The sequence below is a fragment of the Paraglaciecola arctica genome (genome assembly GCF_018861065.1).
Classification (GTDB): Bacteria; Pseudomonadota; Gammaproteobacteria; order Enterobacterales; family Alteromonadaceae; genus Paraglaciecola; species Paraglaciecola arctica_B.
This window is the reverse complement of the sequence record NZ_JAHKQO010000036.1, coordinates 541,225-568,147: the sequence shown is the minus strand read 5'-3', so window position 1 is coordinate 568,147 and position 26,923 is coordinate 541,225. Positions and strand designations below refer to the sequence as shown.

The window sequence follows — 26,923 nt, the reverse complement described above, 5'->3', positions numbered from 1 at the left end:
TACTGACTTAGGTTGTGTATTTGTGGCTCTCTCGTTAACACTATTTGTATGTGCCAAGCGGCGATCGTTTGGCCAGGTGTTGCGATGCTGGTAAAGGTCAATACAGTGTATTTTAAGGATGCAGATCTGCATGATGACTCACTTTGTAATTCGTTTTGTAATTTTTGTTCTATTGTTAAAGAGTCTCAGAGAGCCACTAACAATTTGGAGTCATTATGTTTAAAGTTGCGACCTTTAATCTTGAAAACTTGGATACCTCTAGTAGTGAGTACTCACCTTCTCTAATTGAAAGAATCCCCGTGTTGCGGGGTAATTTGACTAGGCTAAATGCTGATATTTTATGTTTGCAAGAAGTGCATGCTCAAGAGTTGCCGGAACATTCACCCAATAATCCAATGCGTGAATTGTCAGCATTGGGTATGTTAATTTCTGACACTCAGTATGCCAACTATTACTTAGTGCATACTGTTACTTCAGATGCGCAAGCCTACGACAAGCGGAACTTGGTGATACTATCACGGTGGCCAATCAACTTTTTTAAGCAATATAAACACCATCACTTAGACAAATTGCAATATCGTAAGGCTACAGCATTACCAGCTGAAACCGCTAAAGATGTCAGTTGGGAAAGACCTATTTTATATGCCCAGATTAATGTGCCCAGCTTTGGGCTAGTGCATGTTGTGAATTTACACTTGAAGTCGCGGATTGCTTCGAATGTAAAAGGGCAGAAGGTAAACAATTACACTTGGAAAAGTGCCGCGGGATGGGCAGAGGGGTATTTTTTGTCATCGATAAAGCGCGTGGGGCAAGCGCTTGAAACCAGATTGCTGGTGGATGAAATATTTAACAACGAGCCAAACGCGAAGGTTATCGTATGCGGCGACTTTAATGCCGAGCCGGGGGAAGTACCGGTAGAGGCAATATGCGGTAGAGTGGAGAACACTGGAAATCCAGATTTGCGTTCAAGTGTTTTGCTTCCGTGTAGCTCTGCCATTGCTGAATCAATTAAATTTAGCCATTTACACCATGGCAAAGGAAACCTGCTAGATCACATGTTGATTTCCCAGGCTATGTATCATTTATTTGATAAAGCCGACATCTTTAACGAAAACTTGCATGACGAAAGTTTACCTTTTGCCAGTGACATTAAATATCCGGAGTCTGACCACGCCCCGTTTTTAGCAACTTTTGGGCTTCAAAATTGATTTATCACTGCAACTGCGATGGAGAATAACTAATCAGCTGAGTAAAATTCGACGCGACCGCGCCCCTGTTCTTTTACTTTGTACATAGTATTATCTGCATTAACCAATAATTCATGGAGAACCTTGCCGTGTTGTGGAGCAATCACTAAACCAATACTGGCTCCTACGGTACAGCGCAAATCAGGTTGTATTTGGATTGGTTGTTGTATTCGTTCTAATAACTTCTCTGCCTTGTCTTTGATGGCATCCTTGTTGTCGGCATTGTCATTAAAGGCGATAACAAATTCATCGCCGCCCCAGCGAATACAAACATCGGAATCGGCGCTAAACATGGTAATAATACGTTCGGACAATTCTTTTAAGACCTTATCTCCTGCTTCATGGCCATAGGTATCGTTAATGGGTTTGAATTTATCCAAATCAATCATCATTAATACAAAGGGTTGCTGATTTTTGATACTAAAAAACAGCATTTTGTTGAGTTTCTTCTCGCCAGAACGTCTATTCAATAAGTGTGTTAACAGGTCGTGGTCAGCCTCGAAACGAGTTTGTAACTCTCTTTCGGCTCTTTCGGTTACATCATATAGAATGACTTCAACAATGGGGCTATGTGAATCACGCTGCTGAGCCCGTTGGTCAGTGACTTTTGCAAATAAACAATGCATCCATTTTTGTTTCTGGCCAACATTACACTCTATGTCCAAGGCAACCTGAGCAACCTGAGGCTTGTTGCGAATTTCGCGTAGCAGTTGTTGTAGCTTATCTGGGTTTGTTAGCAACGTTGGGAAATGTAACGTAGTTAATTCGTCGTTACCTTGTTCTGTAAAATAAGATTCAAATGCGGGATTAAAAGTGGTGATTGTATCTTTATCATCAATTAAACAAATCCCAGCACTGGCTTGTTCAAATATCAGCCTGAATTTACGTTCAAGAATTTGGGTCTGAACTCGCAAATCTTTCTCGACACTAAACGAGTTATGCAATTCATGCATCAAAGCATTAATGCCAGTGACTAACTTGGCAATTTCATCTTTACGTTTGTAGGGCAGCATTCGCATGGTATTTGGGCTATGAGGATCAATCAGACCAAAGCTATCAATTAGTTTTTGCATTGGTTTAGTGAGTCTTCGGTGGACCAAAACGGACACAAAAAATGCCAGTATTAGTGAAACGGCCAATAAAATAAAAATCTCTTTTAGGGTGCTGTTTTGGGTTTGCTGCTGAATAAATTCGTCGTCTAAGTAAATTTGCAACATACCTATTTGTTCATTCATTATAAAGGGATGGTTTAATGGCAAAGAGATTTCTTCTGAATTGCTGGATAACTCGCCCGAAATAGCTTCTAACCCTTCGTTATTACTAAGTTTTACGCTTTTTATAGAAGGGTTGATGGCCAGCCCATTCACAATTTCTTGGGCCAGTTCGGTGTCACTAACATAGGCTGCAATTACGGCAATTTGTTCTACCGTTTTTGATAGTTGTTCGGCGAGTAAATAACTAGATTTTTGTCGCGATTCCAGACCAAAATAATAAGACAATGCTGAAGCAAAAGTCGATACCACTATTGCCACCATCGCAATGGCAAGAGCAACTCTAACATACAACTTTTGACTAATTCGAATCAAATCTAGGTACCACTTCTGGGGAAACTAAAACATATATTGGTGAATATAGGCCAATTTTGCCTTAGATTCTGTTAATTGTTTTGTAATCATACATAAATTTTTTGAGGGGTAGTCTGCACTACATTTTGCTGTACTTTTGATTACACTTTTTACTGTACTGGTTAGTTTGTAATAAAACGAGTCACAATAAAACTTGTTGATGAAATAATTTGCGTCAGATCAACGTATTGCCAAATAGAGTTTGTGAACAAAGTAAAGTTTGCTAAAAACGCCAAAGGTTACCTTTTACTTAATTCTATAGCTGTTTTCACAAGCTCTCAACGTCACAGTAATATTTTTTAGCATTAGTGTTTTTTAAGCGAATAATCTCAACGCTGAAATGTTTGCAGAACCGTCCGAATAATTCATATTTATCATAGTATCGCGCTATTATACTGAGCAACATCATATTAACAATTAGGTGAGTAAATGAGTGAATTTAACAATAAAGTACGCATGGGAATGGTCGGCGGTGGCCAAGGCGCATTCATTGGAGCAGTCCATAGAGCGGCAGCTTCGATTGATGGAGAAATAGAATTAGTATGCGGCGCTTTCAGTTCATCTCATGAGAACTGCTTAGCAACAGGCAAGGCTCTGCATTTAAATCCCAATCGCTGTTATGCCAATTTTAATGAAATGTTTGAAAAAGAAGCGGCGCTACCCAAAAATGAACGAATGCAATTTGTGGCTATTGTTACTCCCAACCATTTACATTTTCCTGTTGCAAAAGCGGCAATTGAATCAGGTTTTCACGTTATGTCTGATAAGCCTGCTACTTTTACGTTAGACGAAGCTATAGCACTAAAAGCTGTGTTGGATAATCATAATGTGTTGTATGGACTTACGCATACCTACACGGGTTATCCTCTCGTAAGAGAAGCTCGGCAACGAATTGCAGCGGGTGAACTAGGTGAAATTACCAAGGTCGTTGTCGAATATTCACAAGGGTGGTTATCTGACGCCCCTGGCCCAGACAATAAACAGGCTAGCTGGAGACTCGATCCACAGCGTGCAGGAGTCAGTTGTTGCATGGGAGATATAGGCGTTCATGCAGCTAATCTCGCTGAGTTTATTAGTGGGCTGGCCATTACCAAGCTTTGTGCTGATTTGGCACCTGTAGTACCTGGCCGAGAGCTAGATGATGACGGTAATGTATTGTTGCGTTTTGACAATGGCGCTAAAGGCGTATTGATAGCTAGCCAAATTAGTGTAGGGGAAGAAAACAACCTCAATATTCGTGTTTACGGCACTCAAGCAAGCATTGAATGGCATCAAATGGAGCCAAACTCCCTAATCCTAAAATACAATGACAAACCTTCGCAACTCGTGCGCACTGGAGTAGGAAGTTTTCATCCTGCTGCCACTAATTCAATGCGCACCCCCGCTGGACACCCCGAAGGGTATTTGGAGGCTTTTGCGAACTTATATTTGGATTTTGCGAAGCAAATTCGAGTTTTTAATGATGTCGAGGCAACGGCAAAATTAGATAGTCAAGCGCCTGGCATTGATGAAGCTATTAGAGGTATGGCTTTTATCGAAAATTGTGTTGCGGCAACACGTTCAGAACAAAAGTGGGTAGACTTTAAACTAGAGAATGTACTGTGAGAATTAGGTGTGAGGGTGACAAGTGTTGGAAAATTGAAGTGAATTTGACCTAAACAGCCATTCCAATTCGTCAACTAGTCACCTTAATTTACTACCTAAAAGCCGAAGATAGAATGATTCGGCTTTTTTATTGATACTCTGATCTGCTATGGCAATGCGGCTAGATTTTCACAGAAAAACAAGATGAAAACTAAGAAGTCGGATAATGTGGCTCGTTATCAAAATTTTTATCTAAAATTGCCATCACTAAGGCTAGACTCAAAGGATTTTTTCCTCACTTGTGAGGGTAACTCGCCAAAAAAAGCCTTAAATTGTTTACTAAAATAGCTGTGTTCAGAAAAACCGCATTGGTAAGCAATTTCCATAATGGGTTGTTGCGTTTCAACTAATAATCGACGGGCATTTTCAAGGCGGATTTCGTTTAAAAAGCGTTTTGGTGTTTTTGAAAGATATTTTTTAAAACGCCGTTCAAGGGCGCTAATCGACAAAAATGCGAGCTTAGCTAGTTCCTCAATACTAATATCTTGGTGATAGTTTTTGCGAATATACTCGACTGGTGCTTTGATGGCACTGATAGAAGAAATCTCAGTGGGCGACCTTTCAAGATGACTGGTGAAACCATAAGAGCCAACTATTTGGTTACGACTATTAATAAGTGGCCTTTTGGTGGTTGAAAACCACGAAAACTCTCCGTTAGGCCGCAAATTGAGTTCAACTCTGTTGGTCACTAACTCACCCGACATCACTTTTTTGTCGTCCATCATAAATTGTTTTGCAATATGCGGAGGCGACAATGAATCATCATCTTTACCCACTAGTTTTGCTAAGTCGCTAAAACCGTAAGTATCTAAAAATGCCTGATTGGCATATATAATTTGACTGTTGCGGTTTTTTATCCAAAACAAAGTATTAGGCAATAGATCAAACATATGCACAATTTGTTGTATTCCAATTTCTTCCAAAAACTCAGTATCTATTAATTCTTGCATGCTATCTGGGTACCTTTTGGGAGTCGTCACTTAATATGCAAACATGATAGCGCCGAATATGTTGCATGCATAATTGAATTTTTAAGTTAGCTAAGCGGTGCCTTGTAACGGTCAAAACACATTCTTAGGAATATGGGTCAGGTTTGCTTTTTTTCATTCTAGACATTTCCGGTTTATAAGGATTGGCAAGACAGCTATTTAAAAAGGGTTGGGTATCTAAACTAGCTGATACTGTGTTATTTTAGATTTGTGCCGACTAGTAGCTAGAATTTTTGCTGTATTCGATATGACACTGGTGCGGTTACCTTTAGTAAGATAACGATCAGTACTTGGTACCCTACTGAAAAATACTATATTTGCGCATCAACATAAAAAGGAAGTATTAGATGATATCTCTGGAATTTCTACTCACTTCGCTGGTGGTTGTTTTAATTCCTGGAACAGGGGTTATTTACACTGTGGCCACTGGGTTGTTTGTTGGCAAACGCGCTAGCCTTTTTGCTGCATTGGGTTGTACTTTAGGTATTATTCCCGCGTTACTCGCTAGTGCATTTGGACTTGCTGCTATTTTTCACACCAGCGCTATGGCTTTTCAAGTCGTAAAATACCTTGGTGCCGCTTATTTGCTTTATTTGGCTTGGCAAATGTGGCGTGCTGCTTCTCCGTTGTCTGTTTCTGAGCAGCAATCAAATAGCAAATATTCGAGTCTTATTACTAAGGGATTTCTGCTCAATATTCTCAATCCTAAACTGTCTATTTTCTTTTTGGCATTTTTACCTCAGTTTATTCCGAATGCATCACAAAACGTGTTAGCTAATATGTTATTGCTTGGTGTGGTATTTATGCTGATGACATTTGCAGTGTTTATAGTTTACGGCTTTTTATCAGGCACATTTAGTGCAGTTATTGTGAAGTCTCAGAAGGCAAGCATTATGATTCAGAAAATCTTTGCGACCAGTTTTGCGGGCCTTGGGTTAAAGCTGGCTTTTACTGAACAAGGGTAACAATTCCCACAGCTCATTCTGATTTCCGAAAGGGCAAAACATCATCTAGATCGAATACCTATGAGTGGTGGTTTTGCCCTGCTAGTTTTAGGGCGATTTAAGGTGTTGTTATTTACTCAATGCTTTCTGCCAAAAAACAGCACCACCTGCATTCGGGTCTAATTCGTAATGACTAAACCCAAATTTTTCATAGGCAGACTTCGCTACATTATTATTACTCAATACTTCTAAGGTGATTTTGCAACAGCCCAAATTGTTCGCGATCGACTCAACTTTTTCGAGAAGTTTTTGGCTTAGTCCCATTCCTCGGTACTTTTTAAGCACACATAGATCGTGAATATTAATACGTACATGTTAAATCCTATTAATTCTAAAATGAAGGTCTTGGTGCCAAAGGCCAAACATCCTATACCTCTATAGTCCGGCTTCAGCGCCAAAATGTGTATTTACGGCCTGATACCAATCTTGCTTTTTGCCCCAATCAAGTTGTGACCGCAAGGCGGGGTAATCTGAGATATCGATACCAACCGTATCGACGGGATCTAATGCGGAAATAAGAGAAATATCTGCAATAGTCAGGTTACTGCCATTTAGAAAATTAGAGTTGGCCAATTGACTGTTTAATACTGGCAGGCTTCGCTCGAGACGAGACATAGCCACTTTAACAAGCCCCTTATTAACAGGGTTTCCCAACTGTTGAGCGATCCAACGATAGACTTCGATATCAAGAACCGGTGTGCGTACTTCGTGAACTGCAAGATTTAGCCATCGATTTACAACAGCTTGATCAGGCAAGTTTCGTGGGTACAGGTCGGTCTACGATTTGCGTGCCATATATATTTGAATGGCGACACTTTCTGTCAACAAAAGATCGTCGTCTACCATGGTCGGAACCTTACCCATAAGGTCCAGCGCCAAATAATCGGGATCTCGTTGTTCGCCTTTACGTAAATCTATGTACTGCTTTTTATATGGCGCGCCAATGGCTTCAGCGACCATCAGTGTTGCAAGGGCTGGCGTTGAAAAAGCAAAATAGTAAAGCTTTATTCTGGTGGCTCCATTAAATTTTTATTCCGCATTTTGCCAACTACAATTAAATTGGCCCAACGAAAAACGACTTAGCCCATTAGGGCACCGTTTTGACTAGTGAGTTACTTATATTGGCAGTGAGGGGCTGCTTTCACAATTGTCTGAATGGACACGTGATGTGCGAATAAGGTCACAATAAGGAATGTATGAATATTTTACGCTGCGGGTGTCAAAACACCCGCTTTGCATAAACCCGCAACGCTCGGCGAATGCCTTGTATCGATAGTCGCTAAGACTTAGAAAAGAGTGGCAATGATTCGAGCATCTGGAAATATTTTATTTAGTATTTCTGCACCAAAATAATAGTCAGGATCTGCTTGGCTAATAAAGATAGAGGTCAATTTTTTACCTGGATTTAGCACATTAGCCGCTATTTTTAACGCATCTTTCTATTAGAATTAATACCAAACAGTAAAAGCCAATAACGGATTATTGGCTTTTAAAACATCGTGAATAACCGACCTAAATAGCATCATTGGTCAAAATAACTTAAACGCGGTTTAGAATATTTAAAGCGTCTTAGTCATCATTGCATTAACTACTGGCACGCTATCGACAAATTGCTCAAAACTGATGATTTTATGGTTTTTTAGTGTCCATAAATGCGCGACTCTTGCGCTAAATACTTTCCCTGTTTTGTTAAAAACACCATGGTAAGTGCCATAAGCAAATACATGGTCACCATCAGCGACATAGCCATCAACAATAAAACGGTAATCAGTCCATTGCGTCGCTAATTGGCTAAAGACTTTCTGCTCTATTTCTTTAAAGCCAATATAAGTGCCTGATAACGGAAAACCGTCGGCTTCTTTCCATTTAATATCGTCAGCGATATGCTTTTGTAAGTTACGTCCATTTTCTTCAGAGCTAGAGCCTTCGTACGTACTTTTTATAATCTCAAGATTAGTCATCCGGTTATTCCCTTGGTTAATCATTTTATTTGAAGAGGTTTCTGATTGGATTGGCTGTGTTGAGCACGCCACCAAAAATCCACTTAATAAGATTATAAGACTAGGTATTAGTAAAGTTTTCATTGTTAATAAACGCCTGCCAGCTGGCAGGGTCTCCGTAATAGTGTGAATGAGGTAATACACTAATCTCTCCTTTATTTTCGACAACAAATGTAGGAAAACCATTCACGCCCCATTGCGCCATTAACAGCCTGTTTTTTTCGATTTCACTACAACTATTTTCTGCTTCGCTTGCCATTTTCTGTTGCCATGCGCTACCATCAATACCTAATTTCTTGGCCAATTCAGTCAGTATTATTAGGTTACTTACATCAATCGCATCGACATAATGCGCCTGCTGAATCACTTTTAGCATGGCGAGACCTTTGCCAAATGCTTGTTCAGCAACTAAAACCGCTTGGCCGGTAATATATGAATCAAGCGTAATAGTTTCATCACTGCCTAACTTGTTATGATATTTTTGTGAAAATTTTTGTCCGGTCAAAGCCTCAATCTTTTTGTCATGGTGCTGGGCCATGGCTCTAAAGTCGCTGTTCATTTCTCGTCTTTGGATCATACCGCCAGGGTGTAAAGCTATTTTGATATTATCTGACGATAGCGCCGTATTTTTAACTATTTCTGTCAGTGACGTTGCGCCAAAGCACCAGCCACACATTGGATCAAAAAAGTAATGCACGGTTACCATTTCATTTCACCTTTATGTACTTTTGCACCAATATTTAAAGCTACAGATAATTGCGCTTGAGGATATGCTGTAGTCATCGTTTCAATTAGTTCAGCCGCATTTTTGCTGTCAGCTTTAGCTTCTTCAAATGTACTAATATACGTTGCCGTGTAAGCAATATTGCTTGCATCGAGTACTGTGCCTACTTTCATGTGCCCTGGTACGACTATTTCAGGTGAGAGGTTTTTCATTTCAGTCAATTGTGTTTGCCATGCCGATAATTGTTCTGGTGTTTTTGTATCTGCGGTCCAGACATGTACTCCACCAAATACGCCAATATTACCCACTAACGCTTTTTTTGATGGGATCCATACATAAGGTCTGTGTGCAAGTAAGCCTGAAGTTCCTTTTATTTCAACTTTATAACCGTCAATCGTGAATGATGATTGCTTAAACTCGGCTGGCAATATCGGCTTTGTTGGCGCGTTAGTCCCCATTTTGGGACCCCAAAATGCGACTTTACCTGCCATTTTTTTCTCGATAACTTGACGTACTGCTGGAGTGGTGATTATTCGTGCATCAGGAAATATTTTCTTTAGTGTTTCTGCACCAAAATAATAGTCAGGATCTGCTTGGCTAATAAAAATGGTGGTCAGTTTTTTTCCTGAATCTAGCACATTAGCCGCTATTTTTAAGGCATCGGCTTTAGTAAAACCGGTATCGATAACCGCAGCTTCAGTGTCGCCATATAACAAAGTAGAATTTACATGGAAACTGCTATCACCAGCGTTATAAACTTTTAAGGTTAATGGTGATTTTTCTGCCGCATAAGTAGCGGTAGCTGTAAATAATAACGATGTGAGTAGTAGATTTAATTTTTTCATTGGTGTTCCTAATGTCTGTTTATTGTTTCGATGCGTAATAATAGATAATTGATTTGAATGGATATATAGCCAATAATGAGCATCATTATTTCTTATTTCGAACAGATAAAGTGAGCTGACCAATGGATAGGGTAACCGCTGCACAAGTTTTTATTGATATCGCCCATTCAGGCAGCTTTACCGCAACAGCAGAAAGATTAGCGATGTCTCGCCCTATGGTGACGCGCTACTTAGAAGCGATGGAAAGCTGGGTTGGTGTGCGTTTATTGCATCGAACTACACGAAAAATTTCATTAACCAGCCATGGCGAGCAATGCTTAAAAGACATGGAGCTTTGGCTCGATACCGCACAGCAGTTAGTTTCAAATATTCAATCTGTAGATGGTTTGTCAGGATCAATAAAAATTGCCACCAGTATGTCGTTTGGTCACGCGCAATTAATGCCCGCTTTAAAAGAGTTTATGCTGTTACATCCCAACTTAAGCATCAACGTAGATTTACAAGACAGCACCACAGATTTAATAAAAAGTAGAATTGATCTCGCGATTAGAATTGCGTCGAATCCTGACGAGTCGCTTATTGGCAAACCCATTGCCCTGTGTCGCTCTGTTATTGTGGCCGATAAAAACTATTTAGCAGACACACCAGCTATTAACAGCCCTGAAGATCTTAAGCTGCATCAGTGTTTAAGTTATACCAATTTTGAACGACAAGTGTGGCATTTGTCACGTGGTGTAGAACATCAATCAATTCAGGTGAGTAGTAGGCTAAGCGCTAATGAAGCCACCTCATTACTACAAGCTACTTTGTCTGGCGCGGGGTTGTCAATGCAACCCACTTATATGGCAAATAAACTGATAAAAAGTGGTGAGCTAACCGCGGTATTACCCGATTGGCAACCGATCGACATGAACATTTATGCGCTGTATTCATCACGTAAATTTCAACCGCCGGCGGTAAGGGCATTAATTGATTTTCTTGAAGCTTATTTTAAACGGAACGCTTGGGATTAAAATTTTAGCTAATAAAAAAGAGACATTAATAATCACTTAATGACTCGCCCTTGGGAGCTCATTAACAAGCTGATATCTGCGCCAAATTAATGAAACATAGAGTGACTCTGTTTAAATAATTTGGCTTATCCTTAGCTCGCTAATGCAACTCTGAGTTGGGAATAAATTTAATGGAATTGGTATTACTGACTATGTTGGATATTGAGAACACTATTATCACATTATTTATTGAGTCTCATCATTCGACCGTCACTGATTTAGCCAAATTACGTGGTTGGTCGACATCGGTACCTTTTATGACAGCAACGTAATAGGAAAGCAGTTGAAGTGGCAAGGTATAAACTATCGGTGCAGTGGCTGCGTCGCAGTGAGGCACATTGATGACGCGCATAGTCTCGTCACTTTTGAAGTTGGCTTGTTTATCGGCAAATACATACATAATACCGCCTCGGGCGCGGACTTCTTCTACGTTGGATTTAAGTTTTTCTAACAACTCATTATTAGGCGCTACCACTATGACCGGCATTTCGTCGTCGATTAAGGCGAGTGGGCCGTGTTTCAGCTCTCCAGACGCATAGGCTTCAGCGTGAATATAGGAAATTTCTTTGAGTTTTAAGGCTCCTTCCATGGCAATAGGGTATTGGTCACCCCTACCTAAAAATAAGCTGTGATGTTTATCGGCAAATTCTTTAGCGAGCTCTTTGATTCCAGCTGTGAGGGTTAGGGTTTCTTCTAACTTTGCGGGTAAGTTTTGTAGTGCATTGACTATCTCAGCATGGTCAGTCTGTGCCATGTTGTTATGTTGTCCAAGTGCTAGGGTCAACATTAACAAACCTGTTAGCTGTGTGGTGAATGCTTTAGTAGAGGCTACACCAATTTCGGCACCAGCTAAGGTCATAAAGGCAAGGTCAGATTCTCTAACCAAAGACGAGCCGGGCACGTTACAAATAGTTAAACTTGCAGAGTAACCTTGCTCTTTGGCAAGCCTAAGAGCGGCTAAAGTGTCAGCTGTTTCCCCTGACTGTGAGATAGTGACAATTAAACTATTGGGGTGTACAAAAGACTTTCGGTAACGAAATTCAGAGGCAATTTCTACATTACAAGAAACATTGGCGTATTGTTCTAACCAATATCTAGCTGTCATACCTGAATGATAACTGGTGCCGCAGGCGATAATCTGCACATGTTTAATACCAGCTAATATCTTGTCGGCATCTTGCCCAAATATATTCGGACTAATGCCAGTGTTACTTAAACGCCCTTGCAATGTACTGCGGATCACATTGGGTTGTTCGTGAATTTCTTTAAGCATGTAGTGGCGATAACCACCTTTGTCACCGGCATCGTGCTCTATGTCTGATTCTACAATCTCTCTTTGTACTGGTTCACCCGCGCTGTTATACACTTTAATGCTGGTACGGGTGATTTCGGCTACGTCGCCTTCTTCTAAAAACATAAAGCGCCGTGTAACAGGCAATAAAGCCATTTGGTCCGAGGCGATGAAGTTTTCTCCTATGCCTAAACCAATCACTAATGGGCTACCAGAGCGGGCAACAATAATACGCTGGGGATCTTGTTTATCCATGATCACTGTACCGTAAGCACCATGGAATTTAGTGACAGAATTTTGTACCGCTGTCAGTAAGTCACCACCTTTATCCAATTCTAGGTGCACTTGGTGTGCGATTGTTTCGGTGTCTGTGTCTGAGCTAAAACCGTACCCTGCTTGGGTGAGTTCTTCACGTAAAGTTTGGTAGTTCTCGATGATACCGTTGTGTACCACTGCAATACGTTCAGACGAAAAGTGTGGATGGGCATTGGCTTCAGTGACGCCACCGTGAGTCGCCCAGCGGGTATGTGCAATACCTGTAGAGCCCTTAACTGGTTCTACGTGTAACGCATCTGCGAGTTCTTTGACCTTACCAATACGTCTGGTGCGGGTGAGGTTACCTTGGGTATCTAGTAGTGCAACACCGGCCGAGTCGTATCCTCGATATTCTAAGCGTCGTAAACCTTCTAATAATATTTCAACTACGTTTCGTTCGGCAATTGCCCCTACAATCCCACACATATTAAGCTCCAATCTTTGTTGTGTTAGCGCAAATAACCTCTACGCCATATTGTTCAATTTGTTGTTTTACGTTTTCTGGTATTTGGTCGTCGGTCACTAGCACCGAAATAACTTCCCAGGGTAACTCTACATTAGGTATCTTACGTTGTAATTTTTCAGATTCAGCCATCACTACTACTTGATTTGATACCCTTGCCATGGCTTGGCTTAACTGGGTTAGCTCGTTAAAAGTAGTGGTACCCTTTTTAGGATCTAAACCCGCTGCACCTATAAAAGCTTGGTCAAAGTTATATTCTTGCAATACTAACTCTGCCATTTTTCCTTGGAATGAAAAGGATTGCGTATCCCAAGTACCACCGGTCATCAGCACCTTAGGTTCGTTTTCTTGCTCTAATAAATAATTAGCCACCTGCAGTGAGTTAGTCATAACCAATAAACCGGTGTGGTGTTTTAGTTCAGGTAACAAAGCCGCTGTGGTGCTGCCGCTGTCTATGATTATACGGTTATGGTCTTTGATTAAAGACGCAGCGGTGGCGGCTATGGCTTTTTTTCGAGGGGAAACTTTTTCGTCACTTAATTCAGAAGAACTTGTGGGTAGCAAAATCGCGCCACCAAATTTTCTGAGTAACAAGCCGTTGCTTTCGAGTTCGATTAAATCTTTTCGAATGGTTACTTCAGACGTACTAAAAAGTTTAGCCAGTTCATCAACTGCTACCTCGCCAGCGAGGTTAAGCTGTTCAACTATTGCACGTCTTCTTTGTTGGGTATTTCGCTTTTGCATAGATTACAATAAGTTTCGATTTGAAACTTATTGTAATAAAAAACTTTTGAAATGCAAGTTTGTTGAAGGGTGTGTATTAAAAACTTGCCAATCCTAAAATGTTTAGTGTTCATAACCTCTATGTGAATTGACTAAGCGGTAGAAGGTCGCCTGAGCATAATCTTCGGCAACACCGGTACTATTCTGATTATATACACCGGCCTTAAAATACATGTATTGGTCTCGTTTGTGATAACCACTATTTTGCATATCTACTGTATGAGTAATGTCATCTTTGCCTTGTCTACTTAAGGTGACAGTTAAAGTATCGCCCTGTACGTCAATGATATAACTGAATTTTTCATCGAGTGCTATCCCATCCTCGGGATCTTTTGCATTGCTGGAACGGGAGCCTACAAACTCATAATATTGATCATCTCCACCACGTGGTTCATGAGCTAAGTAGAGTGAACCTTTAGTATTATTTGGTAATTTTCGGTAATAGATTCTTGCTGGTTCGTCGTCTTTGGCATGTATTTGCCCAACAATTACTCTACCTAATTGTTTAGGATCACCAGTTACTGTGACATTGTTGACTGCCAAGGTGGCTTCTAAGCGTCCATCTACGCCGCCCGCTTTGCGTTGTGTCTTGCCCCTAACACTACTAAATACCCAGTTGTTTTCAGTAACCCCTTGGGTTTTGATGCGTGTGTTACCACGGCGCAACATTTCTCGCAATTCTGAACGAGTATATTTGGTATTTTTTGATGTTTTCGGACCTTTTACAAAAGCAGTGAATACGATGCCACCATCTGCAGCAGTATAGAAATACGGTTTTAGCTGAAATCCTTTTTCTAAGAATGTTTCGGGAATGGTATCCACTTTTTTGTCGTTGTTGGTATCCAAAGGTAGGCTCAAATTCCAGTCCAACAAGTCGAAGTTCAAACCTGGAGGGACTTTAGGGTTAAGTGTCGGCACGTCTTCTGCAATCACCAATGGACAACAGAGTACGGCAACGAATAGCAATGAAATTTTTTGGTAATACGAATGCATAATTGAGGGGCCCTATTTTTGGATGAGTGAGACAACAGTTAAATCACAATTAATTTGTAAATATACCTGCATTTATTTGTGATTAAAAGTAGTGGTAATACTTCTGATAATGCATCTATTTGCAATTGGTAATAATCAAAAATTAAATTGGTAATAACTCCGAATCTGGCTTCTTTAAAGGCTTTTGTGGGTGTCTGGCGTTGTGTTAGGTTGTTTGGTAGATTTGTTTTTGTAAAATATTTGTAATTTTACGTTAAAATTGGCTAGAAAGATCCATCTCTTTGTGGTCTCATGTCATACTAAGGAAACAGTGTTTTTTGTTTTGGTTATAATATTTTGCTTGTATTTGGTTATGTCGTTATTTGATATTGGTAATACCTTATTTAGTCAAAAGTGCCAAACATAACAAACTTCAATTCAAAGAGAGATGAACAATGAAGAAGTTGAAAGTATTTACTCTATGTGCGTTAAGTGCTGCTTTAATGACCGCATGTGGCGATGATAACTCTACATTAAATGGGGCAAATAATAGCCAAGGTAGCGTGTCAATTTCTGCTGATTCGGCCAATTTGGTTGATGGCGTCACCATGACTGCAACTATGAGTGATTCAGATGGAATTAATGACTCAAGTACTTTATATCAGTGGAATGCCAACGGTTTTCCTATTTCAGGTGCCACCAATGCCTCTTACGTTATTTCTGACGATTACGCGGGGTCGACGCTCTCTGTCTCTGCTGTTTACACCGATGGCGCGGGTTTTATAGAAACTGTCGTTTCGGCCTCTTCTGAGGTAATAATAGCGAATGAAGTAGGGCAGTTAACTATTGTTGGTGATGCTGCGGATAAAGATTCGATTCTAAATGCATCTCTTGTAGATGGTAACGGCGTACCTGGTGAGTTGTCTTATGTTTGGTCAGCAGATGGAGTCGCTATCGAAGGCGAGACTGGAGCCTCGTTACAACTCACTCCTGCTGTTGATGGTCAAGTTATTACAGTCGCGGTAAGTTATACCGATGATGATGGTTTTACTGAAAGTTTGACGTCCGCGGCAACGGGTCCTGTCGGCGTGGCAAATACCCCCGCAACCTTTGATGGACTGGCAATAACAGTAACCAATGCTATTAGTACTCAAGCAGGCTCAATAACCGTAATCGATGTAGATGCGGGCGATGATGCTTTGGTCAGTCAAACTGACACTACAACGAGTTATGGTACTTTTTCAATAGATGAAGAGGGTGAGTGGTCGTACTCCCTTAATACCTCTGATGCCACCATAGCAGCGTTAGCGGATTCGAGTGACTCAGTTGACGATACCATTGTTATTGAATCAGTTGACGGGACTGTCGCAAGTTTAGTTATTTCGATTACAGGTGTAGATATCAACGAAAAAATCGCCGCTATTCGTGATACTGATTCTGGTGATACAGGCGAGCTGCGATATAAATTTGATGCACCTTTGCTGTCAGGAAAATTAGTGGCGTCATTCAATAAACCCGCTGATGCCGTTGAAATTAACGACGAATTTGCGGCTAAAGATGCCTACATAACCTTTTATAACGAAGCCGCTAGCACTAGTGGCGGTCGAGCCATCGCTGATTTACGGATCCAGACTGACAAATTCGTGCTAAGAGACCAAGACGATATTGTTGTTAATAATCCATTTACTCCAGGTGAATGGCAAGATGTAGAGGTGACTTGGGAAGCCGCTAATGATGTGACACCACCTATGGTGACTGTGACTATCGACGGTGTGAGTGTTACCACTGAAGCATTTTCGTCGCCAGACGCTGCTGTGGGAGGTGTGGCTGCTATTGCATTTAGAATTGCAGACAATACAGCGATTCTTCCAGATGACAAGAGCTTCAAAGTAGATGATATCTCGATTTATTCTGACGCTGCAGGCGCTACGTTAGTACATGAAGATGACTTTGAAAGTTATAGCGATGGATACGATCTTGATCCTGATAACAATGGCTCTTCAGTGTATAACTCAAGTACTTTTCAAGCGATAGTTGAGCCAATAAACGGTGTGGTTGATACGCCAACTGACGCAGATAATCAGTTTGCGGCCATTACCGATACCGACTCTGGCGATTCTGGTGAACTTAGGTATCGATTTGAATCACCTATGCTTGCAGGTAAGTTGGTCGCGTCTTTTAATAAACCCGCCGATGCCATAGAAATCAATGATGAGTTAGCAGCCAAAGATGCCTATATCACTTTATTTAACAGTGCACATAGTACTTCTAGCGGCAGAGCTATCGCAGATTTACGTATTCAAACCGATCAATTTGTGTTGCGAGATCAAGACGATATCGTGGTTAGTAATGCCTTTACGCCAGGTGAATGGCAAGATGTTGAGATCACTTGGGAAGCCGGTAACGATGTTACACCGCCTATGGTAACTGTTACAATTGATGGTGTGAGTGTGACTACAGAAGCCTTTTCCTCTCCAGATGCCGCAGTAGGTGGGGTGTCTGCAGTAGCATTTAGATTTGCAGATAACACAGCAATACTTCCTGATGATATTAGTTTTAAAGTCGACGATATAGCGATTTACTCAGACGTTGCAGGTACAACCTTAGTGCACCAAGACGACTTTGAAAGTTATAGCAATGGCACAGACCTCGACCCTGATAACAATGGCAATTCTGTATACAACTCTAGTTCATTCCAAGCTGTGGTTACGTCTAACTCCGGTAGCACGGATGGCGGTGCAGATGGTGGTACGGACGGAAGTTCTGATGGCGGCTCTGACGGTGGCAGCGATGGAGGCGCAGGTAGCTTTGATGGTAACTTGATTGCAGCCATTACCGACACTGACTCTGGTGACTCAGGAGAACTTAGATATCGATTTGAATCGCCTATGTTAGCGGGTAAGTTAGTGGCATCTTTTAATAAGCCATCAAACGCTATTGAAACCAATGACGAGCTTGCAGCCAAAGACGCCTATATTACTTTGTTTAACAGTTCTCACAGTACATCTAGTGGTCGCGCAATTGCAGACTTACGCATTCAAACCGATCAATTTGTATTGCGAGATCAAGATGACATAGTAGTGAATAATCCCTTTACTCCAGACGAATGGCAGAATGTTGAAATCACCTGGGAAGCGGGCAATGACGTAACACCGCCTATGGTAACAGTGACTATCGATGGTATTAGTGTTACCGCCGAAGCATTTTCATCGCCAGATGCCGCAGTAGGTGGGGTGTCAGCCATTGCGTTTAGATTTGCTGATAATACAGCGATACTGCCAGATGACATCAGTTTTAAAGTGGATGACGTGTCTATTTACTCAGACGTTGCTGGCACAACCTTAGTCTTTGAAGATGATTTCCAAGAGTACAGTGACGGAACCGATTTAGATCCTGACAATAACGGAAATTCGGTTTACAACTCTAGTACGTTCCAAGCAGTGGTCAAAGCTGAACAGTAAAATTGAATCTATTTGCTGTTAGCGTGACACCGCAATAGTTAACAGCCTTTAGCTACTCTTAAACACAAAGCCCCGCTAGTCTAGCGGGGCTTTTTATTAACTATTAATTACTGGGTTTTATTTCCAATTCTATCTCTAGTTCGTTTTTCAATAACAAAAATATACTATTTTTTAACCGGGCGTTGCCATGACTCTAAGTTACGCTGCTTACCTCGGGCAATAGATAATTCATTGTCTCGCACTTCTTTTGTAATAGTAGAGCCTGCACCAACAGTGGCATTCACTCCAATTACAGTCGGAGCAACAAGAGAACTGTTAGAGCCAATAAAAGCGCCGTCTTTAATGATGGTTTTGAACTTATTGACCCCGTCGTAATTACAGGTAATGGTGCCCGCACCAATGTTGGCGCCTACTCCAACTTCGGTGTCACCAAGGTAGCTAAGATGATTGGCTTTTGAGCCTTTTCCTAAGGTGGTTTTTTTCATCTCCACAAAATTACCGACCTTAGATTGTTCCATCATTACCGAGCCTGGTCGTAATCGAGCATAAGGGCCCACACTGCAATATTCCCCTACCACAGCTTGTTCAATAATGGAGTTAGCATGAATTACAGCGTTTGCGGCAATTTCGCAATCGCTCAGTATACAATTTGCGCCAATGGAGGCATTTGAGCCAATTTTAACCTTGCCTGTAATGATCACATTTACGTCTATATTAATATCTTGTCCAACCTCTAGTTCACCTCTTAAGTCAAAACGTGATGGGTCGAACAACGAGACACCTTGCATCATTAAAGCGTTCGCTTGTTCTAACTGGTAGGCTCGTTCAATGGCCGCTAATTGAACTCTATTATTGATGCCTTCTACTTCAATAGCAGAAGAGGGTTGCGATGCTTGAATTGATTTGCCTTCTTTGGCCGCCATTTCTATGATGTCGGTTAAATAAAACTCACCTTGTGCATTGTTATTGTTCAGGTTAGACAACCAACGCTTTAAGTCTTTCCCTCCCATAATCATCATGCCTGTGTTGGTTTCTTTAATCTGGCGTTGTTGCGGTGAGGCGTCTTTATGTTCAACTATGGCTGTAACCTGATCCCCTTTCCTGATGATTCTGCCCATTCCAGTTGGGTCGTCCAACTCTACGGTAAGCAATGCGAGGTCGGCATTTTTTTTAACGGCTATTAACTGCTCTAAGGTGGTTTCTTTTATCAGTGGCGCGTCACCAACTAAAATCAGCACGTCCTCGTCATCTTTAATGTGTGGAACAGCTTGTTGCACTGCGTGTCCGGTACCTAATTGTTTATCTTGTAAACACCAAGACAACTCATTGTGGCTTAGACTATCTTGCAGTTGCTCTCGTCCGTGGCCATATACCAGATGAATATTGTTGGCGTTCAACTTGTTCACTGTATCTATAATATGTTGAACCATTGGTTTGCCGCCAATAGAATGTAACACCTTAGGGAGGGTAGATTTCATTCTAGTACCTTTGCCAGCAGCTAAAACTACAACAGAAAAAGCCATTTAGTTTCCTTTATATTTGAAGTGTAGTCGCCAAAATGCGCTTCACTTTGAGACATATTTATTCATTCTACTTTTTTGCTAATCTACTGTCAGTAGCTCAATACTAGTTTTAAACCAACCAAAACATGTGTTTCACAATAGTTTGGAATGCTGAAAAATATCAGAATAGCCATTCTATAGGATGATTGTGATCGTTTTTCTATTAAGAATAGTAAAAATAATCGCTATCCTGATGACTCTGAGGACAATTCTCCGCTATGATGGTGTAGTTGCCTAAAAGGCATTGGGCGTGACTAATCAGTTTAGGTGAAATTAAGAGCAAGGTTGCCAGTGAATATTTTCCGTACATTACATCGAAGTATTTTAATATTGTTTGCTGTGGTTGTAATTTCTATTGTCACCTTAATCCATATAAGTGTGTCTAAGATTGTTGCCGAACAAAGCAGAGCGCAGCAGCAGTCACATTCTCCCGCTTTACAATTGATTGTTGAGCAACTTATGCAACCTTTGCATATTTCTCAGACATTGGCTAAAGCAAAAGAGCTTAAAGAATTAATGTTGAATCCGGCAGTTAATGAGGAGCAAATTTTCGCTACCTTACGCCGCTTGAATCAGGAATTTTCCTTAAATTTTTTTATTGCAAGCGAACTCAATCGTACTCAATATGATTCTGAGGGAAAAAAAATTGAATTAACAGAAGGTAAAGTTGATTGGTATTTCAGTTATAAAGCACAACCCGAAAATGCCATGGCTGATATTGGCCAGTGGCAAAACCCTCAATTTTACATTGACTTAAAGATTTATGATGACGAAAACAATTTTCTAGGTGTATTTGGTGTAGGTAAAAGTCTTCATGAATTTACGCAAATATTCAACGAATACAAAAAAACCTACGGATATGATTTTATCTTCGTTGACCAGAACAAAGATATTACACTGACATCCGATCCTGAGTTGCTGATTAAAGGTGTTACCTTCAAAAATCTTGCTGACTTACCTTGGTTTCAAAGTTTAAAACCAGAGCAAAAACAGAAGTCATTGAATAATTTATTGCTGCAAATCAACGGCCAAGAGGCGCTAATTGCAGAACTCAATATTCAACCATTTGACTGGACTTTGTACATTATAACCCCTCTCCAATCTCGACAAACTGAAATAAGCCGCGCTTTTATTCTGAGTGTAGTGACCTTACTAGCAGTGATATTTGGGTTGTTTTTATTGATTTACAATTTGTTGTATTACTTCAAAAAGGATATCCAAAAAATTAAGCAAATTGATATCCTTACTGAATTAGCCAACCGAAATAACATTAGTTTGAAGTTTGAGGAGCTGATGTATGAGAAACAATCGGTTAGTTTAGTTTTAATTGATTTGGATAATTTTAAGCCCATCAACGACACTCACGGAAGGAAAGCAGGAGACATAGTATTGCGTCAAGTTGCGCAAATGTTGCAAAGCAACATACGCGAAACTGATATTTTAGGCCGCTGGGGTGGCGAGGAATTTATCTTATTGATGCCCGACACTGGACCTCACGAGGCTGCGGAAATATGTCAGGAGTTATGTAAAAAGTTAGGTGCAATGACAATCACCACCGGTACTACTTCTATTCAACTAACGGCTAGTTTTGGGGTGTCGTTTACCGCTACCCCGCGGACCATGTCAGAAGTTATTTCTGCGGCCGATGATGCGCTTTTTGCAGCGAAACGAGATGGTAGAAACATGGTTAAAATGCAGTTAATTGATTCTGACTAGTCATTCCCTGCGGGTCTAGCTATACAGTTTTTTGTTCAAGTGCTAACAGTCCGGCTTTGATTGCTGTACCCCAAGCATAACCGGTTAACTTCCCATTGCTGCCAATGACTCTGTGACAAGGCACTACAATAGTCAATGGATTACGTCCATTGGCAGCACCTACTGCTCTAACAGCTTTTGGGTTATTGATTCCTTTTGCAATGTCGGCATAACTGCAGGTTTGCCCGTATTCTATGGTACGCAACTGCTGCCAAACCTGATGTTGAAATTCAGTGCCCTTAGGGTTCAATGGCAAATCAAACAGGGATCGCGTGCCGGCTAAATATTCTTGTAATTGTGTTACTGCTTGTTTGGTAACTTCACCGCTTTTGGTTGTTTTGGGTTTTTCTTTCACAAAACCTATAGAGGTAATACCTTTTTGGTCAGCACATATTTGCAAAGTGCCAAATTCCGAATCTAGATATTCAATAAATTGACTAATTGTTGTCATGACATGCTCCAAAGTTGTAACGTTAAGTAGCTTCGCCAAGGGCGGGCCAAATCGGGCTCTATATTCATTTCCGCTAGTTGTTTTTTTATGATCAGATCGGTATTAAGCCAGATGTCGGGGTTGGATTGACCGCGCATTTGTCCATAGGCTACTGTCCATGGCCCTATGCCTTTTATTTCTAACCAGTGATCAACAGATGCATCTGGGTTATCCAGTCTATATTGCGCAAACGACTGTAAGGTTTGTCTGCGGCTGCTAGGTATTTTTAAGAAGGCGAGGTCACTTGTCGCTATAGCTGCGGCAGTTGGGAAATAGTAAAACTCTTGCTCTTTTTCACCTAGTTCATGGGTCAATTGTGATAACAGGGTAATGGCTGCTTTGACTGATATTTGTTGTCCTAGTATTGCTCTGCAACCTGCTTCAAACGTATCCCACACGCCGGGTATTCTTAAGCCTGTTAATAAGCTGGTTTCTGGTACTCCACAATTTAGTAATTGTTTTTGGATTGTTTCAGTATCAGCATTGAGATCAAACATTCTTTCAATATTGCTCAAAACACTGTTCAGTTTTTCAACTTTGGAAAGCCTGATTTGTATCATTAAACAATGTTTTACCTCATCAACTGACACTCTAAACCAACCTTTGTCTGCTCCTATCATAAAGGTTCTAGAATACTCATTTTCAGTGACTCTTTCGATTCCTTGAATTGCTCTAATTCTCAGAAACGTTAACATGTGTGCACTATTAAATGGCGGCCTAAATGCCAATTTAAGATTAATGAGTTGGTCTTGTTGATGTTTACCTTGTTTTATTTGTTGCGGGGTGAAACCTGTCACGTTTTTGAAGTTCTGTTGTAATCGTCTGGCGCTGGAAAAACCACTGGCATGGGCAACATGCTCAATTGATAAACAGTTTTGGTGAAGCAGTTGTTTCGCAAATAACACCTTATCAAATAATTGGTATTGTTTTGGACTTAAGCCTAAATGTTGCTGAAAAAGCTGACGAAAGTAACGGGTAGTTATGCCTAACTTTTCCGCTACTTCTTGAACGTTCAATTCTCTGTTTTGTCTGAGTAAACGCATTGCCCTGTTAACTGTAGTATTCACTCCACCCCAAGCGAAAGAATGCGGTGCACTGTCAGGTCGACAGCGCAGGCATGGACGATACCCAGCATGCATGGCTTGCTGTGCCAACTTAAAGTACTCGACATTTTTTTCAAGTGGCGTATTGGCAGGACATATTGGACGGCAAAAAATATTAGTGGTTTTTACAGCAATAAAAAATGTGCCGTCAAATCGTGGATCTCTAGTCAGTCGCGCTTGTTGATAATCTGGATTCATTATTTTTTGCTTCGATACTTTTGTTATTGTTATTCTAACGACTTCTACTAATTTAGTGCGACAAAAGCGGCAGTCAATCTAAGTTGATAGGTTGATGCCGAAGACACTGAAGACATAGCAGTTGTTCCAAGCACCAACACATAGGATAATAACCACAGTTAAGTTAAATACTGTTTGGTTCATTCAAACTAAATTAGGAATGATGTGACTTATTTGTTTTATATAGTTATGGCTCTAGTGGACATGTTAGTCCATGTATCAGTATTTCGAGTTGGGTATGTTTAAGTTTCTCATAGGGACGCTACTGCTAGTATTTGTCTGCAGTAGCAGGAGTATTGCTGCAGATCAATGGCTCACTAAATTTGCAGAAGATATTCAGAAAAAAGCTCAAAAAAAGAATTTACCAGGGTATACCTTCGCTTATATTGAAAAAGGTAAACCCGCCTCGGTAGTGGTGTACGGTAAAGAAAGTAAATCAGGGCAACCCATAGCCTTAGATACAGTATTTCGCTTGGCGTCAGTTTCTAAAACTTTTACTTCAATGCTGATGGCTAAATATGTAGCTCAAAACCAGTTAGATTGGCAAATTCCAGTTTCGCAGTTAATACCTGAGTTTTCTACTGCAAAAAGTAAAAGTGGTGAATTGGTATTGCAACATATTATTGGACAATCTAGCGGCTACACCCCCAATGCGTATGATAATTTAATTGAAGCCAATTATGCCGTAGACCGCGTATTAACAATGCTTTCTGAGCTGGAACCGCTTTGCCAGCCAGGGCAATGTTACACCTATCAAAATGCACTATTTGCTGTAGTAGACAGTTATTTTCAACAGCATCATTCATCTTATTCACAAGCGCTTACACAAACGTTGATCCAACCGTTAAAGATGCCTCATGCAAGCATAGGCAAAAGCGCGTTGCAGGCCTCATCTAAGTGGGCTAAGCCCCATGTGGCAATTTCGAAAAGTCGCTGGCGTTTATCAACTGTTAGAGATGATTATTATCGATATTCTCCCGCCGCAGGAGTCAATGCGAGTATGCATGATATGGTAATTTGGATGCGCGCATTGCTTGGCGAGTCACCACAGGTAGTGTCACCGGAGTTGATAAGTCAAGTGACTACTCCATTGACCAAAAGTAAAAAGGAAACCTACAGACGTCAATGGCGAGAATTTTTATCGGACGCTCATTATGGATTGGGATGGCGTATTTATGATTTTGCTGGCCACAAACTGAATTATCATGGTGGCTGGGTGCAAGGATATCGCGCCGATATCGCGTTTTCACCAGAATATGGTGTGGGCTATGTGATGCTAATGAATGCAGAATCTAATTTGATCAACGAATTTACCCCTGATTTTTGGGCGAGATGTTTTCAACACTTAGAACAAGCCAACATGGTTGCTGGCTCGTTAAAAGTGACGCCTTAGGTTTTTAGATAGGTATATCCTTTTAGGCAATCCTCATAGAAGTCGGTCCATTTTACGCCTTCTCTAGGTTTCATTTGCCCCAATGCTACATGTCCATCGATCATTTTTTTGACACTTTTGGCCATGGAGCTTGGGTGATATTGCATGATCGAAAGCACATCTTCAACTGACGAACCGTTGACCACTTCTTCAATATAAAAATCTTGCGGATCATCGTCGTGACTGAAAATATGTACTTCGTTTAAGCGTCCAAACAAGTTATGCATATCGCCCATTACATCTTGGTAGGCGCCAGTTAAAAACAAACCCAAATAATAATCTTCATCCGCTTTTAGCGTATGCATGGGAACAATGTCTGAAATGCCTTGTTCACTTATAAACTGATCTAATTTACCGTCACTGTCACAAGTAATATCGACTAAAGAACAGTTAATGTTGGGTTTTTCGTTCATTCTAGTTAAGGGGACAACGGGCAGCACCTGATCGATGGCCCAAGTATCTGCCGCCGATTGGAAAACCGAAAAGTTACATAGGTATTGCGAAGACAGAGCAAAATCTAACTCTTGCATTTCTTCTGGCACAAACTCAGCGTCTTTGATGCGCAGTTGCACTTCCCCCATAATTTTCCAATATAAGGTTTCGATTTTGGCAAGCTCTTCAAGGGATATTACCCGTAATTTAAAGGCATTTAATGCCTGTTCTTTAAATTGTGAAGCGTCGTTAAATATTTCCTGCAAATTGTTTTGTTGACCAATAATTTCTGATAGTTCTCGTATATCACTTACTAATACATGTTCATCATCTACAGGATCCGTTTCGATACCGGCACCGTGAGCTTTTATTTCACCCACAACTTGAGTAACCACACAGCTATGGTGTGCAGTAATGGCGCGTCCGCTTTCGCTTACAAGAGTAGGGTGGGGAACATTTTCTAAGTCACAGACTTGTTTCATGCCATAAACAATATCGGCAACGTACTCTTTCATACTGTAGTTTCGTGACGAGTCATTCGTTGACTGACTGCCGTCATAGTCGATTCCTAAGCCGCCACCTACATCAACGTATTCAAGTTTAAAGCCCATGCGGTGCAATTCTGAGTAAATCATAGCACCCTCTGCTATGGATTCCTTTACTGCGCGGATGTCGGTTAATTGACTGCCAATATGGAAATGCAATAGTTTTAAGCTATCAGCCATACCGTGTTTTTCAAGGTAACGGGCCGCATTGATCATTTCACTTATGGTTAAACCAAATTTTGCTCTGTCGCCACCTGAGCTTGCCCATTTTCCTCGACCTTTAACGGTCATCTTAGAGCGTATGCCGACTATTGGCTCAATTCCTAGCTCTTTGGCAATTTTAACTAAAAGAATTAACTCAGAAAACTTTTCAATGACTACTATCGTTTTACGACCCAACTTACGACTTAACAATGCTAAGCGCATAAATTCTTCGTCTTTATAGCCATTTAATACAGTCAGTGAGTCTGTGTTTGTATTAAGGGCCATAACAGTTAGTAGTTCTGCTTTAGAACCTGCCTCTAAGCCATAATTAAAAGGTGCGCCTGCGTCGACTATTTCTTCCACTACCTCGCGCATCTGGTTGACTTTTACTGGGTATACGCCCATATAGCCACCGTCATATTGGGCTTCTTTGAGGATGTCTTGAAAGGTTTGATTCAGCAACGCCACCTGAGAACGCAGGATATCGTGGAACCTAACTACCAGAGGAAATTGAATGCCTTCTTGTTTGATTTCATCTATAACCGCTTTGAAATCGATTCGCATACTGGTATTTGAGGGATCTGGGGTAATCTGCAAATTGCCATTTTGACCGATTTCAAAATAGCCATCTCCCCAACGTTTTACACGGTAGATATTTTCCGAGTCGTCAATGGTCCACTTTTTAGTTCTTGGCATAGTCGTTTCTGTCTAACAAAAGGATGTGGATTATAAAGAACAACAATTGCAG

General features: G+C 40.8%; 22 protein-coding genes. 7 read left to right on the top strand and 15 right to left on the bottom strand.

Features of this window, described 5'->3' with window-relative positions; all coding sequences use genetic code 11:
- Positions 1-215: 215 nt before the first annotated feature.
- Positions 216-1,208: an endonuclease/exonuclease/phosphatase family protein gene (locus KO534_RS15750; RefSeq protein ID WP_215930706.1), complete on the top strand. Its 993-nt coding sequence runs from the start codon at positions 216-218 to the stop codon at positions 1,206-1,208.
- Positions 1,209-1,237: 29 nt separating this feature from the next.
- Here KO534_RS15750 and KO534_RS15745 read toward each other — a convergent pair whose 3' ends face one another.
- Positions 1,238-2,833, bottom strand: coding sequence for a diguanylate cyclase domain-containing protein (locus tag KO534_RS15745; protein ID WP_215930704.1), 1,596 nt, complete (start codon positions 2,831-2,833; stop codon positions 1,238-1,240).
- A 468-nt stretch (positions 2,834-3,301) separates the two neighbouring features.
- On the opposite strand from KO534_RS15745, the gene KO534_RS15740 reads away from it, so the two are divergent.
- Positions 3,302-4,477: a Gfo/Idh/MocA family protein gene (locus KO534_RS15740; RefSeq protein WP_252732179.1), complete on the top strand. Its 1,176-nt coding sequence runs from the start codon at positions 3,302-3,304 to the stop codon at positions 4,475-4,477.
- A 227-nt stretch (positions 4,478-4,704) separates the two neighbouring features.
- Here the strand turns inward: KO534_RS15740 and KO534_RS15735 are convergent, their stop codons facing one another.
- Positions 4,705-5,466, bottom strand: coding sequence for an AraC family transcriptional regulator (locus KO534_RS15735; RefSeq protein ID WP_215930702.1), 762 nt, complete (start codon positions 5,464-5,466; stop codon positions 4,705-4,707).
- 386 nt (positions 5,467-5,852) lie between these two features.
- Here KO534_RS15735 and KO534_RS15730 point away from each other — a divergent pair, with 386 nt between their 5' ends.
- On the top strand, positions 5,853-6,470 hold the full coding sequence (locus KO534_RS15730) for a LysE family translocator (RefSeq protein ID WP_215930700.1): 618 nt from the start codon (positions 5,853-5,855) through the stop codon (positions 6,468-6,470).
- Between the two features lie 108 nt (positions 6,471-6,578).
- Here the strand turns inward: KO534_RS15730 and KO534_RS15725 are convergent, their stop codons facing one another.
- The 6 genes from KO534_RS15725 to KO534_RS15700 all read right to left on the bottom strand — a co-directional run bounded on the left by KO534_RS15725 (position 6,579) and on the right by KO534_RS15700 (position 10,078).
- The gene (locus KO534_RS15725) at positions 6,579-6,809 is read right to left on the bottom strand and encodes a GNAT family N-acetyltransferase (RefSeq protein WP_354667953.1); all 231 of its coding nucleotides are present in this window, start codon (positions 6,807-6,809) and stop codon (positions 6,579-6,581) included.
- A 75-nt stretch (positions 6,810-6,884) separates the two neighbouring features.
- On the bottom strand, positions 6,885-7,265 hold the full coding sequence (locus KO534_RS15720) for a glutathione S-transferase family protein (protein ID WP_215930697.1): 381 nt from the start codon (positions 7,263-7,265) through the stop codon (positions 6,885-6,887).
- Between the two features lie 21 nt (positions 7,266-7,286).
- Entirely contained in the window at positions 7,287-7,517 is a 231-nt protein-coding gene (locus tag KO534_RS15715; RefSeq protein WP_215931238.1) for a glutathione S-transferase family protein, read from the bottom strand.
- A gap of 551 nt (positions 7,518-8,068) precedes the next feature.
- A complete protein-coding gene (locus tag KO534_RS15710; RefSeq protein ID WP_215930694.1) occupies positions 8,069-8,470 on the bottom strand; it encodes a nuclear transport factor 2 family protein in 402 nt (133 codons plus the stop codon).
- A gap of 100 nt (positions 8,471-8,570) precedes the next feature.
- Positions 8,571-9,215: a DsbA family protein gene (locus tag KO534_RS15705; RefSeq protein WP_215930692.1), complete on the bottom strand. Its 645-nt coding sequence runs from the start codon at positions 9,213-9,215 to the stop codon at positions 8,571-8,573.
- Complete coding sequence (locus KO534_RS15700; protein ID WP_215930690.1) at positions 9,209-10,078, bottom strand: MBL fold metallo-hydrolase; 870 nt, start codon at positions 10,076-10,078, stop codon at positions 9,209-9,211. Before KO534_RS15700 ends, KO534_RS15705 begins: the two co-directional genes overlap by 7 nt.
- Before the next feature lie 122 nt (positions 10,079-10,200).
- Between KO534_RS15700 and KO534_RS15695 the strand changes: the two genes are divergently transcribed.
- A complete protein-coding gene (locus KO534_RS15695) occupies positions 10,201-11,091 on the top strand; it encodes a LysR family transcriptional regulator (RefSeq protein WP_215930688.1) in 891 nt (296 codons plus the stop codon).
- A 238-nt stretch (positions 11,092-11,329) separates the two neighbouring features.
- On the opposite strand, the gene glmS is transcribed toward KO534_RS15695, so the two are convergent.
- The 3 genes from glmS to KO534_RS15680 form a co-directional block, all read right to left on the bottom strand.
- Positions 11,330-13,162, bottom strand: coding sequence for a glutamine--fructose-6-phosphate transaminase (isomerizing) (gene glmS / locus KO534_RS15690; protein ID WP_215930686.1), 1,833 nt, complete (start codon positions 13,160-13,162; stop codon positions 11,330-11,332).
- A gap of 1 nt (position 13,163) precedes the next feature.
- Positions 13,164-13,943 (bottom strand): DeoR/GlpR family DNA-binding transcription regulator, encoded by a 780-nt coding sequence (locus KO534_RS15685; RefSeq protein WP_215930684.1) that lies wholly within the window; start codon positions 13,941-13,943, stop codon positions 13,164-13,166.
- A 102-nt stretch (positions 13,944-14,045) separates the two neighbouring features.
- Complete coding sequence (locus KO534_RS15680; RefSeq protein ID WP_215930682.1) at positions 14,046-14,975, bottom strand: polysaccharide lyase family 7 protein; 930 nt, start codon at positions 14,973-14,975, stop codon at positions 14,046-14,048.
- 434 nt (positions 14,976-15,409) lie between these two features.
- Here KO534_RS15680 and KO534_RS15675 point away from each other — a divergent pair, with 434 nt between their 5' ends.
- Positions 15,410-18,415, top strand: coding sequence for a VCBS domain-containing protein (locus KO534_RS15675; RefSeq protein ID WP_215930680.1), 3,006 nt, complete (start codon positions 15,410-15,412; stop codon positions 18,413-18,415).
- A gap of 164 nt (positions 18,416-18,579) precedes the next feature.
- Here the strand turns inward: KO534_RS15675 and glmU are convergent, their stop codons facing one another.
- Positions 18,580-19,938, bottom strand: coding sequence for a bifunctional UDP-N-acetylglucosamine diphosphorylase/glucosamine-1-phosphate N-acetyltransferase GlmU (glmU, locus tag KO534_RS15670; protein WP_215930678.1), 1,359 nt, complete (start codon positions 19,936-19,938; stop codon positions 18,580-18,582).
- 330 nt (positions 19,939-20,268) lie between these two features.
- On the opposite strand from glmU, the gene KO534_RS15665 reads away from it, so the two are divergent.
- The gene (locus KO534_RS15665; protein WP_215930676.1) at positions 20,269-21,693 is read left to right on the top strand and encodes a sensor domain-containing diguanylate cyclase; all 1,425 of its coding nucleotides are present in this window, start codon (positions 20,269-20,271) and stop codon (positions 21,691-21,693) included.
- Between the two features lie 19 nt (positions 21,694-21,712).
- Here KO534_RS15665 and KO534_RS15660 read toward each other — a convergent pair whose 3' ends face one another.
- Both KO534_RS15660 and KO534_RS15655 read right to left on the bottom strand, forming a co-directional pair.
- Positions 21,713-22,183, bottom strand: a complete 471-nt coding sequence (locus KO534_RS15660; protein ID WP_215930674.1) for a methylated-DNA--[protein]-cysteine S-methyltransferase — start codon at positions 22,181-22,183, stop codon at positions 21,713-21,715.
- The gene (locus KO534_RS15655; RefSeq protein ID WP_215930672.1) at positions 22,180-23,523 is read right to left on the bottom strand and encodes an AlkA N-terminal domain-containing protein; all 1,344 of its coding nucleotides are present in this window, start codon (positions 23,521-23,523) and stop codon (positions 22,180-22,182) included. Before KO534_RS15655 ends, KO534_RS15660 begins: the two co-directional genes overlap by 4 nt.
- Before the next feature lie 277 nt (positions 23,524-23,800).
- Between KO534_RS15655 and KO534_RS15650 the strand changes: the two genes are divergently transcribed.
- Positions 23,801-24,955: a serine hydrolase domain-containing protein gene (locus KO534_RS15650; protein WP_215931236.1), complete on the top strand. Its 1,155-nt coding sequence runs from the start codon at positions 23,801-23,803 to the stop codon at positions 24,953-24,955.
- On the opposite strand, the gene speA is transcribed toward KO534_RS15650, so the two are convergent.
- Positions 24,952-26,871: a biosynthetic arginine decarboxylase gene (speA, locus tag KO534_RS15645; protein WP_215930670.1), complete on the bottom strand. Its 1,920-nt coding sequence runs from the start codon at positions 26,869-26,871 to the stop codon at positions 24,952-24,954. The two genes, KO534_RS15650 and speA, sit on opposite strands and share 4 nt — an antisense overlap.
- Positions 26,872-26,923 lie beyond the last annotated feature (52 nt).